Annotated in this window: 16 protein-coding genes; 11 read left to right on the top strand and 5 right to left on the bottom strand. The window is 36.9% G+C overall.

Annotated elements, in window-relative coordinates; all coding sequences use genetic code 11:
- Positions 1 to 13: 13 nt before the first annotated feature.
- Positions 14 to 868 (bottom strand): superoxide dismutase, encoded by an 855-nt coding sequence (locus ML543_RS00080; protein ID WP_419095329.1) that lies wholly within the window; start codon positions 866 to 868, stop codon positions 14 to 16.
- 466 nt (positions 869 to 1,334) lie between these two features.
- A complete protein-coding gene (locus ML543_RS00075; protein WP_243385081.1) occupies positions 1,335 to 2,819 on the bottom strand; it encodes an aldehyde dehydrogenase family protein in 1,485 nt (494 codons plus the stop codon).
- Positions 2,820 to 3,043: 224 nt separating this feature from the next.
- Here ML543_RS00075 and ML543_RS00070 point away from each other — a divergent pair, with 224 nt between their 5' ends.
- A complete protein-coding gene (locus ML543_RS00070; protein ID WP_243385080.1) occupies positions 3,044 to 3,682 on the top strand; it encodes an MOSC domain-containing protein in 639 nt (212 codons plus the stop codon).
- 264 nt (positions 3,683 to 3,946) lie between these two features.
- On the opposite strand, the gene ML543_RS00065 is transcribed toward ML543_RS00070, so the two are convergent.
- On the bottom strand, positions 3,947 to 4,855 hold the full coding sequence (locus ML543_RS00065) for a DMT family transporter (RefSeq protein ID WP_243385078.1): 909 nt from the start codon (positions 4,853 to 4,855) through the stop codon (positions 3,947 to 3,949).
- A 115-nt stretch (positions 4,856 to 4,970) separates the two neighbouring features.
- On the opposite strand from ML543_RS00065, the gene ML543_RS00060 reads away from it, so the two are divergent.
- The 5 genes from ML543_RS00060 (at position 4,971) to ML543_RS00040 (ending at position 7,735) form a co-directional block, all read left to right on the top strand.
- Positions 4,971 to 5,882 (top strand): LysR family transcriptional regulator, encoded by a 912-nt coding sequence (locus tag ML543_RS00060; protein WP_243385077.1) that lies wholly within the window; start codon positions 4,971 to 4,973, stop codon positions 5,880 to 5,882.
- A gap of 144 nt (positions 5,883 to 6,026) precedes the next feature.
- Positions 6,027 to 6,233 (top strand): spore coat associated protein CotJA, encoded by a 207-nt coding sequence (locus ML543_RS00055; RefSeq protein ID WP_419095328.1) that lies wholly within the window; start codon positions 6,027 to 6,029, stop codon positions 6,231 to 6,233.
- 5 nt (positions 6,234 to 6,238) lie between these two features.
- A complete protein-coding gene (locus ML543_RS00050; protein WP_243385074.1) occupies positions 6,239 to 6,499 on the top strand; it encodes a spore coat protein CotJB in 261 nt (86 codons plus the stop codon).
- Between the two features lie 21 nt (positions 6,500 to 6,520).
- The gene (cotJC, locus tag ML543_RS00045) at positions 6,521 to 7,090 is read left to right on the top strand and encodes a spore coat protein CotJC (protein ID WP_243385887.1); all 570 of its coding nucleotides are present in this window, start codon (positions 6,521 to 6,523) and stop codon (positions 7,088 to 7,090) included.
- A 276-nt stretch (positions 7,091 to 7,366) separates the two neighbouring features.
- The gene (locus tag ML543_RS00040; RefSeq protein WP_243385072.1) at positions 7,367 to 7,735 is read left to right on the top strand and encodes a replication termination protein; all 369 of its coding nucleotides are present in this window, start codon (positions 7,367 to 7,369) and stop codon (positions 7,733 to 7,735) included.
- On the opposite strand, the gene ML543_RS00035 is transcribed toward ML543_RS00040, so the two are convergent.
- Entirely contained in the window at positions 7,732 to 7,977 is a 246-nt protein-coding gene (locus tag ML543_RS00035) for a hypothetical protein (protein WP_243385070.1), read from the bottom strand. The two genes, ML543_RS00040 and ML543_RS00035, sit on opposite strands and share 4 nt — an antisense overlap.
- A gap of 100 nt (positions 7,978 to 8,077) precedes the next feature.
- Between ML543_RS00035 and ML543_RS00030 the strand changes: the two genes are divergently transcribed.
- Both ML543_RS00030 and ML543_RS00025 read left to right on the top strand, forming a co-directional pair.
- Positions 8,078 to 9,760 (top strand): ABC-ATPase domain-containing protein, encoded by a 1,683-nt coding sequence (locus ML543_RS00030; RefSeq protein WP_243385069.1) that lies wholly within the window; start codon positions 8,078 to 8,080, stop codon positions 9,758 to 9,760.
- 634 nt (positions 9,761 to 10,394) lie between these two features.
- A complete protein-coding gene (locus ML543_RS00025; RefSeq protein WP_243385886.1) occupies positions 10,395 to 10,745 on the top strand; it encodes a DUF2200 domain-containing protein in 351 nt (116 codons plus the stop codon).
- Between the two features lie 187 nt (positions 10,746 to 10,932).
- Here ML543_RS00025 and ML543_RS00020 read toward each other — a convergent pair whose 3' ends face one another.
- Positions 10,933 to 11,748, bottom strand: a complete 816-nt coding sequence (locus tag ML543_RS00020) for a lipid II flippase Amj family protein (RefSeq protein ID WP_243385067.1) — start codon at positions 11,746 to 11,748, stop codon at positions 10,933 to 10,935.
- A 139-nt stretch (positions 11,749 to 11,887) separates the two neighbouring features.
- On the opposite strand from ML543_RS00020, the gene ML543_RS00015 reads away from it, so the two are divergent.
- The 3 genes from ML543_RS00015 to ML543_RS00005 all read left to right on the top strand — a co-directional run.
- Positions 11,888 to 12,274, top strand: a complete 387-nt coding sequence (locus ML543_RS00015) for a hypothetical protein (protein WP_243385065.1) — start codon at positions 11,888 to 11,890, stop codon at positions 12,272 to 12,274.
- A gap of 85 nt (positions 12,275 to 12,359) precedes the next feature.
- A complete protein-coding gene (locus ML543_RS00010; RefSeq protein ID WP_243385064.1) occupies positions 12,360 to 12,656 on the top strand; it encodes a transposase in 297 nt (98 codons plus the stop codon).
- Positions 12,657 to 12,664: 8 nt separating this feature from the next.
- A partial coding sequence (locus ML543_RS00005; protein WP_243385063.1) for an IS3 family transposase occupies positions 12,665 to 13,065 on the top strand: 401 nt, incomplete at its 3' end.

The raw sequence follows: 13,065 nt of genomic DNA, 5'->3' as shown, positions 1-13,065 counted from the left end.
CCTGTCTGAGATTTTAATAAGGTGACCACTTTACCTTCTTTGCTTCCGTAAAACGCTTTTCAACTTCAGGCCAATTCACAACATTCCACCAATTGTTTATATATTCTCTCCGATTGTTTTCATACTGCAAATAGTAGGCGTGTTCCCAAACATCCAGGACGAGGAGGGGAATGAAATCCCATTGACTTAAGTTTTGGTGTTTCTCAGCTTGCAATATTTCAAGGCGATGAGTACGAGGAGACCAACCGAGTATAGCCCAGCCACTGCCTTCCACAGCATTCGCAGCTTCTGAAAATTGATTTTTCATCTTATTTATATCTCCAAAAGAAGTCTCAATGGCAGTCCGCAAAGCATCTTTCGGATTTCCTCCACCTTTTGGGCTCATCACATGCCAAAAAATCGTATGCAAATAATGTCCAGCACCGTGAAAACTTAATTCTCGTTCCCAATGTTTGATAAGGGAATAGTCCCCAGATTCTCTAGCTTTTTTTAATTCGACCTCCGCTTTATTCAAGCCGTCTACGTAACTTTGATGATGTTTGTCATGATGAAGTTTCATGATTCGTTTCGAAATGTATGGTTCAAGGGCATCGTATGAATAAGGTAAGGGAGGAAGCGAATGTTGTCCTATTGGAACAGGGGTGGCTTGTAAAACTCTCAATTTTCTATATACCTCCATCGCTTTTTTGTATAGTGTTTCGTCTTTCATGGTAGGGCTGTTTTTCAGTTGAGACGCTAATTGATTTATTTCTAATTGCAACGTCGAAATATCTTTTTCTCGGTTTGACAAATCTTCTTCATTTAGAAGTGAACGTAACGACATAACCCATTGAAACAATTCATCTCGATAACGATTCTCATTCAATATAAAGTCCTCCTCAAATATCATGCATCCAAAACTATGTATATGTATTTATCTTTGCAATTTTCCATATTGAGAGAAGCAAAAGAGCTTTTGAAGGTATAAGAAACATACATGATTTTACACTCACACCCCGGACATGAAAATTTATTCTCCCCGGTTTTTTTCTTTCTACCATCTACCTATCATGATCACTCATTCAGCTCATAGTTAATGTTTATTTTCACAGAAAAGCGCAAGTCCTTAGGCGAAGGGCGATGGAGGACCTAAGAGGAGGCTTCCGTCGCCACAGCAGGGTCGAAGCGACCCTAGCCGATGGCGCTTGGAGCTAGACACCAAAAAAAACTGTAAAGAGAATACGTTAACACTTTATTAAACTTAAACTTTCTGTGACAACAAAAAAGACCTAAAGAATGTTCATTATCTACATTCTTTAGGTCTTAATGTTTCATTTAGGAGCGTTTTGGGAAGGTTAGTTCAAGTTAATCCAAACGCTTTTTACTTCCGTATAGTTATCAAGAGCATACGATCCCATTTCACGACCGATACCGGATTGTTTGTAACCACCGAAAGGACTAGCCGCATCGAATACGTTGTAGCAGTTTACCCAAATGGTTCCGGCTTTTATATGATTAGCAATATAGTGAGCTTTTGCGACGTCTTTTGTCCAAACACCTGCTGCCAATCCATATTCGGACTGATTTGCACGGGCAATTACATCATCTAAATCTTCATATGGCATCGCCGCAATAACAGGTCCGAAAATTTCTTCTTTGGCAATTGTCATTTCGTCTTGAACAGCCGCAAAAATAGTTGGAGAAACAAAGTATCCTTCATCTTTCGGTTTTTGTCCTCCAGTTAAAATTTCAGCACCTTCATCTAAGCCTTTCTCAATATAGGAGAGTACCCTCGTTTGTTGCTCTTCACTGACGAGTGGTCCCATATCCGTATCCGGATCTAGACCGAACCCTTGTCGGATTGACTTTGCATGGGATACCATGTCAGCTACGACGTTATCGTAATGTTTCTTTTGAATGAATACACGAGAACCCGCACAACAGACTTGACCTTGATTAAACATCACCCCATTTAATGCTCCGGGAATCGCTTTTGTTAAATCCGCATCCGGCAAAATAATGTTTGGTGATTTGCCACCCAGTTCCAGTGTGACACGTTTTAATGTTTTTGAAGCACTTTCCATAATGAGCTTTCCTACTTCCGTTGAACCTGTAAAGGCAATTTTGTCAACGTCCGGATGCTGAACCAATGCTTGACCAGCCGTTTCACCAAATCCAGGCACGATATTGACGACACCTTTTGGGAAACCGGCTTTTTCAATTAATTCAGCTAAGTATAAAGCAGAAAGTGGCGTTTGTTCAGCTGGCTTTAATACGACTGTACAACCTGTTGCTAAAGCAGCTCCAAGCTTCCACATCGCCATTAGCAACGGGAAGTTCCATGGAATGATTTGACCAACAACTCCGACTGGCTCATGTCTCGTATAATTGAAATATTGTCCATTGACTGGTATGGTTTGACCAACAATTTTAGTTGCCCAACCAGCATAATATCTCATATGATCAATCGCAAGAGGGATATCCGCTTGTGACGTTTCTTTGATTGGTTTTCCGTTATCTAATGTTTCAAGCTGGGCTAATTCCTCTTTATGCTCCTCCATTAGCTCAGCTAGTTTGTACATTAGTTGCCCCCGAGCAGAAGCGCTCATTTTAGACCACGGACCAGATTCAAATGCGACCCGAGCTGCTTTTACTGCGCGATCAACATCTACCTTGTCCGCTTCATAAACCGTTGCTAATGTCTCTCCCGTAGCAGGATTAGGGGTGTCGAATGTTTTGTTAGAAGCACTTTCAACAAATTCACCGTTAATGTAAAGCTTCTTTTTCCCCTTTAAAAATGCTGCAACCTTTTCATTTGTTTTCATCATTAATTGACTCATAGATCACCCTCCAAAAAAAAATTTTTTTGACTAGTCTAAAGGTGAATTCATGATGTCTTCTCATTAGAAGAAAAGGTTGAAAGCGATTACATATTAGATCATAAAATAAAAATCAGAAAATTACAACAAATAGTATATTTTTGTATTTATCATTTAACAGTTGAAATAAGATTGTCATCTAGTTGAAAATATAGTTAAAATCACCATGGAAAGGGAGGAAAGAAATGGAGATTAAAGCATTATATTATGGGAAACCGAAAGTATTAATAGATCAATACGGAAAAGAGTATCGTTCAGGAATTGCAAAAGAGAAAGCCTCCTATATAAAGATAGGAAAAGAAAAAATTGCAGGGGATGACGTAGAGAATCACCAATTTCACGGTGGGGCTGATCGAGCAATTTGCATTTATTCTGCGGAACGGTATTCATTTTTTGAGAAGGAATACAATCGCCCTTTACCTTCCTGCTCATTTGGCGAAAATATCACAATTTTAGGCATGACGGAAGAAAATGTATTTATTGGGGACATTTATAAAATTGGAGAAGTGATCGTCCAAGTGTCACAAGGGAGATTTCCATGTATTACAATCGAAAAAAGAACGGGATTCCCCCAACTGTTAAAGCGAATCGTCGAAACCGGTTATACAGGCTATTTCTTCCGAGTATTAAAAGAAGGAACTATCGAAAAAGGGGACCCCATTAAATTAATCGATCGAACTAAAAACAGTTTATCCGTCATGGCTATGCATCAATTATACTTCCATGAGAAAAATCAAGTTACGTTAGTAAAAAAGGCATTAGAGAATGAAGCATTGGCCAAGGAATGGCGAGACAAATTACAAAAACGCCTAAAATCTAAATAAAAGGCTCTTTTCTAAAGGATTGTTGCTTTTAGTGTGTATATCCCCCTTTGTAATGGATCGACTTGACTCGCGGGATACAGAGAAAAGGGCGAGACCCCACAGACGCATGCCGAGGAGCAGAAACTAGACAGCTCCCGGCGGAAAGCAAGTGTCCGTAGCGTAATGTTCAGAGTTCATTATAAAAATGACTGAAAAAGCAACAGTTTTGTAAAATAGGAAACCATTCATAATCCGTTTTTTCTAACGGATATATTAGATAACATTTTACGTTTTTCTTTTATTGCTTAGATATTTTATCGATGAAAATTTATTATTCATTACAATTACTCCAATCAGAATCATTAGCATACCACTCCAATGGAGAAGCGAAATAGATTCGTTTACCATAAATGACCCAATGAGCATTGCAACGACTGGAGGGATGTATGTTACAGTTGATGCAATCATTGCTCCTAATTTAGAAACAATCATGTAATAAAAAATATAAGCAATACCAGTTCCGAGTAGGCCTAAACCTACTACTACGCCAATAAAGGTGACAAAATCATTCGTTATAGATGTGATTCCATTTATCTCGCCAAAACTTAGTGCGAGTATAGATGCGATTAACAGTTGATACGTTGTTAATGCAGCTGGGGCTATCGAAACATTTGATAGAAATTTTTTGGCATAGACAAAAGAAGCGCCTAAACTAAAAGAACCAGCAAGCATATAAACAACACCGTTCATATTTAAAGAGGTTAAGAGAGCTGTCCATGGTTTTGCTATTAAGACGACTCCGAACAAACCGAAAAGAATTCCAAGCACTTTCATTTTAGAAAGAGATTCGTTTTTTAGAAAAAGAACGGAGAGGAACGCTGAAAAAATAGGAATGGCGCCACTCAAAGCCCCCGCAATTCCAGAAGGAAGAAACTCAGTGCCTTTTGCAAAGCAAAAGTAATAAATGTAGGTTGCAAGTAAAGACATGACAAAGAAATGATGGGTGTACTTAACATGATTTAATTTGATTTCCCGTTTACTTATAGCGTAAATGAAAACCGCAATGAATCCCGTTACAACTCGAAACAAAACGATTTGATTTGCATTTAAATAAGGTGTTGCCCATTTCATAAATAAAAAGTTCGTTCCCCAAATGAAACCGAGTGTGATAAAAGCAAAGGCATATCGATTCATGTTTACTCTCCTTAGAAAAATTTGATGTTGGTTAAATTGTAAATAGAAGTTACAATTTAGAGAAGCGAATATTTTCGATTATATTAATCGGTTTAATCGATTTAGGGAGGGTAAAATGGACTTAAAACTTTTAAAAACGTTTATAGTTGCTAGTGAATGTTTAAATTTCACAAAAACAGCTCGAATTTTAAATTTTGCACAATCCAGTGTTACCGCACACATTCGTACGCTCGAAGAGGAGATCGGCACACCACTTTTTGAACGATTAGGAAAAAGAGTTGTTCTCACAGAAGCTGGAAGAAGGTTAGAAAAGTATGCTGTACAGATGATACGCATCGAAGAAGAAATGAAGGAGTCAGTAAGTCATGTGAAAAATTTGCAAGGAAGTATAATAATAGGTGCACAAGAAAGTCAATGTACCTATCGACTTCCTCCAATTCTAAAAAAGTTTACAGAAAATTATCCAAATGTAAAGCTTATTTTCAAACCTTCACACTCTGATGGAATGGCAAGGGAACAGCTAGTAAATGGTGAACTCGATATAGCATTTATTATGGATGTAAAAAAGCCTGTAGGGTCTTTAATTCAAATTCCATTGAAAGAAGAATCTATTGTTTTAGTAGCGGGGCAATCTCACAAACTATTTGATAAGGCGTACATCAAACTAGAAGATTTAGAGGAAGAGACTTTGCTTCTAACGGAAATGGGTTGTTCGTATCGGTCATTACTTGAGCAATCTCTTCAATCGAAAAATATTTATCCGATAAATAAATACGAGTTCGTTAGTATTGAAGCGATTAAACAATGTGTGATAGCTGGAATTGGTATTGCAGTATTACCACTTATGGCACTGAATAAAGAAATTGAGCAGGGATTAATTAAACCACTTCGGTGTCAACTAGATACTCCTTCTGTTTTCACTCATTTAGCATGGCATAAAGATAAATGGATTTCACCACCTTTAAAGGCATTTATAGAATTGACGAAAGAGACATTTCAAACTTCAAAAAACTTTTCATCATATTGACTGCCTTCAAATTTAGGGCAGTTTTTTTATTTCTTCCTATATAAAGTTGAATGAGGACAAATCTTCACAGAATAACAGTATAAAAGAGCGATATGAAGAGAGGTGAGTAGATTGAATCAAGAACCACAAAAGAATTATTCAACAGTGAAATCATATAAGCCTTTTTACAGTCAATACGATCCGTGTCCACCAATTGGACGAAAGTATTATAGTACGCCTCCACAATTATATTTAGGATTTCAGCCGATGAATATGCCGCAATATTCTGCGAAGGAAGCTTTAAAAAAAGGGACGTTATGGCCTTACTTTTACGATTACTATGACAATCCATATAAAGGAGATGGGAGGTGAAAGGAGTGAAAAAGCTACCGCAAGAATATTACGATCTCCTTGAAGAAATTCAAGCAGCAGATTTCGTACTCGTTGACTTGACTTTATATCTCGATACACACCCAACTGACCATCAAGCAATGCAGCAGTTTAACCAATATGCCCAATATTCCAAACAATTGAAGCAATCATTCGAACAAAAATATGGACCAATGCTTCAATATGGAAATAGCTTCACCGATGCGAACTGGAGTTGGGGAAAAGGACCTTGGCCGTGGCAAGTTTAAGGGAGGGGGAGATTTAACATGATGTGGGTATATGAAAAAAAGCTACAATACCCCGTTAAAGTAAGTAGCTGTAACCCAAGACTGGCAAAATACTTAATCGAACAATACGGGGGAGCGGATGGAGAATTAGCAGCTGCATTACGATATTTAAATCAAAGGTATACAATCCCCGATAAAGTAGTAGGACTATTAACGGATATCGGGACGGAAGAATTCGCACATCTTGAAATGATAGCAACGATGGTCTATAAATTAACGAAAGATGCTACACCAGAACAGATGAAAGAAGCAGGTTTAGGGGAACATTATGCAAATCATGATGGAGCGCTTTTTTACCAAAATGCAGCAGGTGTTCCTTGGACAGCTAGCTATATCGCAGCTAAAGGTGATCCAATTGCCGATTTATACGAAGACATTGCGGCAGAAGAGAAGGCGAGAGCTACTTACCAATGGATTATTGATATGTCGGATGATCCTGATTTAAACGATAGCTTACGATTTTTAAGGGAACGTGAAATTATCCATTCTCAACGGTTTCGTGAAGCGGTTGAAATTCTTAAAGAAGAGCGAGATCGAAAAAAAATTTTTTAGGCTGCTAGAGGGGCAGCTTTTTTTTGCGTCTAAAATAGGACAAGATATCGTTCATAAATTAACACGAATCTAAATTAACAATGGTCTAAAAGAACAATATTAGGAGTTGTAAAAAGGCAAAATCAAATCTCTAATTAAACTATGTTCTAAAAGAAAAACAAGTAAAATAAGTTTTCTTTCTACCCAGATTACGATATGATTATAAAAAAGAGAAAAGGTAACCAAGGTGTAAAGAAACATAATATAATTATGGTTAACTAATAAGTGGAGGTTTTTATGAGCGAGAAACGAAACCCAAGTGGCTTCTTATTAAAACAACGTGCTTTTTTAAAGTTATATTTAATCACTATGACAGAAGAGGAACGGTTGTACGGTTTGAAATTATTGGATGTATTGCGGAGTGAATTTAAGCCGTACGGCTACAAACCTAACCATTCAGAACTATATAAAGCATTACATGATTTGATCCATGATGGCATCTTAAAACAAGTGAAAAGAAAAAAAGAGGGGACAGAATTTCAAGAGGTCGTTTATTACGAATTTGTTGATTATGAAAAAGCAAAGAAATATAAACGCCAACTAAAAGTTGAATTAGACCGTTGCAAAGGGCTTATTGAAAAAGCATTACGAGATAATTTTTCTTAAAACCATTCGGGGCGCGGCCATTTCTTACGGAATTCCGATTGACTTAGCACATGGTATAAATAAAAAAACTGATGGAATTGATTAGGATGAAACTCGAACTGTTGAATGCACTGGTTTAACACTTCACCGTCTATTTCTAAGCTTAATCCAGTAGAGATTATATTGTGTTTCCATCCATTGAACAACTCAGATTGTCCAAGCAAGGAAAAACTTTCTTCCATTTCTGCCATGGATAAAATCATTCGTATTCCTCCTTTCATTCCCTGTAATAATTTAATATTTATTGTTACTCATTATGGTCCAATTTAAACTCACAATTATCGTTCGGAGGTGTTACACGTCGTGGAATCGTTAAAAAAGAAATTAGAATCAATTGATGGTAGAGGATATAAAGCTTACCAACAAATAAAAGGGACGTATTCTTTTCCTTTATATTCAATCGTAATCGATTCGGTTCAAGGGGATCCGTATGCTTCACCTTCAAAAGTTCGAGTACTAATAAAAAGAGAGCAAACACAAATACCCGAATCATTGACACGAATGCAAAAAATTCGCTGTGAAGACGCTATTTTACGAACTGTTTACAAACAGATTGAACAGCACAAAGGGAAACGGAAAGGAAATGGAAAAAGCGGCTTAATTACAATCGATCATCCAACCCAAAAAATATTAGAACGAACAGCTATTTCAATGGATGATCAATGGGTAACGATTTGTTTACACATTAGCTTGCCGGCTAAAGGTCGAACCATACTTGGAAAAGAAGCGATAGATATCTTCTACAATCGAATTCCATCCATTGTAAAACAGTCTATCCTTTCGTTATCTAAACATCAGTACGAAGATGCCATCATTCTTGGCGAGCAACAATTGGCCATAAGAAAATTCATGAAAGAGAGAGACATCATCGCATTTATAGCGAATGGATCGATTTTACCTCGAGAAAGTGGAGTAAGCGACAGGCCTTTACATACATCCGTTACTTCCTTCCGAAGTCCAGACTCGTTACAAATTAGTATTCCTATTCCTTATTCAGAAAATCCAATTAAAGGGATGGCTATTCCAAAAGGAATCACTGTGATAGTTGGGGGAGGCTATCATGGTAAATCAACTTTATTAAAAGCGATAGAAAATGGGGTATATAACCATATAAAAGGGGACGGACGAGAATTTGTACTTACAGATGAAACAGCTTGTAAGATTCGGGCTGAAGATGGAAGAAGTGTTGTAGGAGTAGATATTTCTCCATTTATTCAAGGTCTACCAAACGAACAGTCAACAACTCATTTCACGACTGAAAATGCCAGTGGAAGTACGTCACAAGCAGCCAACATTATGGAGATGCTTGAAATAGGCTCTAACGTATTGTTGATTGATGAGGATACAAGCGCGACGAATTTTATGATTCGTGATGCACGTATGCAGGCGCTTATTCATAAAACTTCAGAACCGATTACACCTTTAATTGATAAAATTACTCAACTAAAAAATGAACTGGATGTATCGACCATCTTAGTAATGGGAGGAAGTGGTGATTATTTTCATGTAGCGGATCATGTTATTAAATTAGATCACTATAAAGTTTATGACGTAACGAAAGAAGCAAAGGAGATTATTGAACAGGAAGCTATTCGTTTACATGAAGGTGGAGATTCCTTTGGATCTGTAACTTCAAGGTATATTCAACCTCAAACCTTTACAGCAAATAGTCGTCTAAAAATTAAAACCCGGGGTGTTAATAATATTCAATTAGGATATGAGGATGTTTCTTTACTTGATGTTGAACAGCTTGTTGACGAGAGCCAAACCCGTATGATTTCGACATTATTTGAATATTTTTCACGACATGAAATTGAACATCTTTCATTGAAAGACATCCTTAATAAAATTGAACGAACAATTGAAGAAAAAGGACTCTCGTATTTTTCTTCATTCAAAGGTCATCCTGGTTATTTAGCTAGGCCTAGAATCTTTGAAATTGCCGCAGCCCTCAATCGTATCCGGTCTTTAAAAGTAAGAAAATAAGAAACATACATGATTTTACACTCACACCCCGGACATGAAAATTTATTCTCCACGGGGTTTTTTCTTTCTACCATCTACCTATCATGATCGCTCATTCAGCTCATAGGTTATTTTTATTTTCACAGAAAAAGCGCAAAGCGCAAGTCCTTAGGCGAAGGGCGCTTTAGGACCTGCGAGGAGGCTTCCGTGGCCACAGCAGGGCCGAAGCGACCCGAGCTGATGGCGCTAGGAGCTAGACACCAAAAAAACGGTAAAGAGAATACTTTTGCACTTTATTGAACTAAAACTTTCTGTAACAAGAACAAAATCATCCTAAAAAACATGTTGCCGATAAACCTTAATTTTTAATGCCAATAAATCATTTCGCGTGAGTATCCGCCTTTCATAACATTGTCTCGTATCAATTGCGGGTCATCCGATGTCCCTTTTAACCGTTGAAAGCTCCGAAATCAAAACTTATTCAATTAAGGATTTTATGATGATTTTTATGGATATAATTCGATTAGGATTGAATTCTAATTCGTATTACTCAATCAGAAAAATGATAAAGTAGCGAGAATCATAGGGAGATATAAATCTGCCTTTGAAAATTTTTATAAAAACCAATTATGCAAAGCAGAAAGGACGGGTGATGATGACGAAACATAGAATCTATTCAATGAGTATTGCCAGTGTATATCCGCATTACGTGACGAAAGCTGAGAAAAAAGGTCGTACGAAAGCAGAGGTCGATGAAATTTTTCGTTGGTTAACAGGATATAGCCAAAAAGAATTAGAATTACAGTTGGAAAAACAAACAAACTTTGAGACTTTCTTCTCGGAAGCTCCCCAACTGAATCCTTTGCGAAAGCTGATTAAAGGGGTGGTTTGTGGTGTCCGGGTAGAGGACATCGAAGAACCGATCATGCAGGAAATTCGATATTTAGATAAGCTAATTGATGAATTAGCAAAAGGGAAATCTATGGAGAAAATCTTGCGAAAATAAAGAAACGATAAGAGGCTGAGTCAGAAAGTCATTTATTTATGACATTAATGACTCAGGTCTTTTTTTTATAGGCTTTTACTAAAAAAATTATTGTAGGTTATAGAGTGGGTGACGCTTTTAGTATTTAAGCCATTTACCACTAAAAGTAACAATGGAAATAAAACAGCATTATTAGAAAAAAGAAAAGTTAAAATAAATCAATCATTTTTGCAAACCATGCCACATAATGTGCAAAGGGTATTAATAATAATTGAGCGATTAATGTTCCTAGCAATCGCGCAAATACCATAGCAATTGTTACAGTCTTTAATAAGGGGTACTTTTCTTTATTTTTAGCAACATCATCGGCTAATACTGATATTTTCGGATCAACAAAGAGAACAAGTAACATAGTCGCAATACCATTAATAATGCCTGACGAAACAGAAGCCGTCTTATCATAATCAGGCACGAGTGCCCCAGCGTACAAAGCGGATAAAATCCCGGTAGTGTATATAGCTGTAACTAATACATTAAATAAGAACAACCTTTTTGGAAATGCATGAAGACGAAAGGATTTAAGAAATTGTAAAATCGGAAAATGAAATTGTTTTAGTCCCCGTTTAACATACGTTTTTTTCGCATGCTTTTGCAAAAACCGTGGAATATCTCCTCGCTCATTAGCAAGTTTTAAAATTGATTTCGTAAAAATTGAAATAAAGGTAGGAAACAAAATGATCCCGATAATCGTTCCAAAAGTAGAAGCGAATAAGATTAATCTATACTGTTCTTCTAATAGAAGGAGTCCACTCGTGTCTTGCACTTGGTCAGCTAAATTCCCAGTAAAAGGTTGTTGGAACATGATTCCAAAACGCGAAAAGATTACGAGAATATTAAATAACGAGATTGCTGTTGCAACTTGTCCTACACGTGCTCCTGAAAGACGTGTCGCATAGGCAAGTGTTTCAATCGCGTGAATCATAAGAACAAAGAATATGATAAGCAATAATTTAGTTGTAATCATATATTTTCCTCTCTAGCAAAGTAAATGACTTGCTCATTTTGAATCTACGACTATACTATAATTATATTGCAACGAAATGTTATGTAAATACTTACCATTTCATTTTACATATTGAAAGTTGCAAAGGAGGTCTTATTACTTGTTATCGATTGAAACAAAAAAGAAAATTTTACTCGGGTTATTAGTTATTTTAGCTCTCCTGCTTTCCATAACGTATTTCGGAAAAAGTGTTCCGACGTTTAGTTTTTTCCAAGAGAGTGGAAAAGAAAAACTTGAAAAGCTACCTGAACAGGAAACTGTTACGTTAAATGATCAAAAAAAGTATAAAGTTTATTATTGTGAAATTACAGAAATAAACGAAGGCACTTACTATGCTAAGTCGAAAGATGGGTTTAAATTTTCCTTTAAAGAAGATAATTTAAATGAACCACTTAAACAACCGTTACAAGTTGGTGATGCAATAAAAGCGTACTTTGACATTACCGCAAGTGTGAACGGACTAGTGAAAATTGAAATCGTGAAATAAGCGAACCTCACCTTGATATGATCCCCTTATAGTAGACAGAAAAAAGAAAGCGAATTAATCTGTCTATTATGGAGGGGATTTTTTTATGGGAAAAATACGAAAAACCTATGATGTAAAGTTTAAAAAGAAAGCTGTGGATTTATATTTAAAAGAGGGCATTGGCTATGTAACGGTGGCGAAAGAACTAGGGATTCATCATTCCATGGTACAGCGATGGGTGAAACACTATGAACAGGAAGGAATGAAAGGGCTGGAGGAAAAGCGAGGAAAGGCCAAAGGACCAGGCAAAGGAAGACCGAGAACTCGTCCAGAAGATCCTGAAACGAAAATCAAACGCCTTGAGGCGGAAGTAGAGATGCTAAAAAAGCTCTTAAAGATGTGAAAGGGGGAATGGAAACCGTACCAACTCACAAGAAGTTCGCCATCATTCATGAAATGGCTGGTAACCATATTTCTATTCAAGAATTATGTAAGATTGCAGGCGTGTCTCGAAGTGGATATTACAAGTGGGTAAAACGGCAGAAGCACCCTTCTCAGAAGCAATTAGAAGACGAGCAGTTAAAGATAAAAATCGAGAAGTGCCATAAAAAACTGAAAGGAATTTACGGGTATCGAAGAGTTAAAGTCTGGCTTAAGAGAAAATACAAACTGAATATCAACCATAAACGAGTACAAAGGTTGATGAGAGAGATGGGAATTTGTGCGGTGATTCGGAAGAAACGACCTTATTACGGGAAGAAAGAGCCTTATGTCATTTCGGATAATCATCTAAACAGGGAGTTTCACGCGTC

The organism is Bacillus kexueae (assembly GCF_022809095.1).
Lineage (GTDB): Bacteria > Bacillota > Bacilli > Bacillales > Aeribacillaceae > Bacillus_BZ > Bacillus_BZ kexueae.
Note: the sequence above shows the minus strand (reverse complement) of the source record. Positions and strands in the feature narration are given on the sequence as shown.

Bases quoted from the DNA above. Each gene is read 5' to 3' on its own strand.
- ML543_RS00040 (WP_243385072.1), top strand. From the start codon at position 7,367: ATGAGCGAGAAACGAAACCCAAGTGGCTTCTTATTAAAACAACGTGCT.
- ML543_RS00010 (WP_243385064.1), top strand. From the start codon at position 12,360: ATGGGAAAAATACGAAAAACCTATGATGTAAAGTTTAAAAAGAAAGCT.
- ML543_RS00070 (WP_243385080.1), top strand. From the start codon at position 3,044: ATGGAGATTAAAGCATTATATTATGGGAAACCGAAAGTATTAATAGAT.
- ML543_RS00020 (WP_243385067.1), bottom strand. From the start codon at position 11,748: ATGATTACAACTAAATTATTGCTTATCATATTCTTTGTTCTTATGATT.
- ML543_RS00060 (WP_243385077.1), top strand. From the start codon at position 4,971: ATGGACTTAAAACTTTTAAAAACGTTTATAGTTGCTAGTGAATGTTTA.
- ML543_RS00035 (WP_243385070.1), bottom strand. From the start codon at position 7,977: ATGATTTTATCCATGGCAGAAATGGAAGAAAGTTTTTCCTTGCTTGGA.
- ML543_RS00025 (WP_243385886.1), top strand. From the start codon at position 10,395: ATGACGAAACATAGAATCTATTCAATGAGTATTGCCAGTGTATATCCG.
- ML543_RS00065 (WP_243385078.1), bottom strand. From the start codon at position 4,855: ATGAATCGATATGCCTTTGCTTTTATCACACTCGGTTTCATTTGGGGA.
- cotJC (WP_243385887.1), top strand. From the start codon at position 6,521: ATGTGGGTATATGAAAAAAAGCTACAATACCCCGTTAAAGTAAGTAGC.
- ML543_RS00075 (WP_243385081.1), bottom strand. From the start codon at position 2,819: ATGAGTCAATTAATGATGAAAACAAATGAAAAGGTTGCAGCATTTTTA.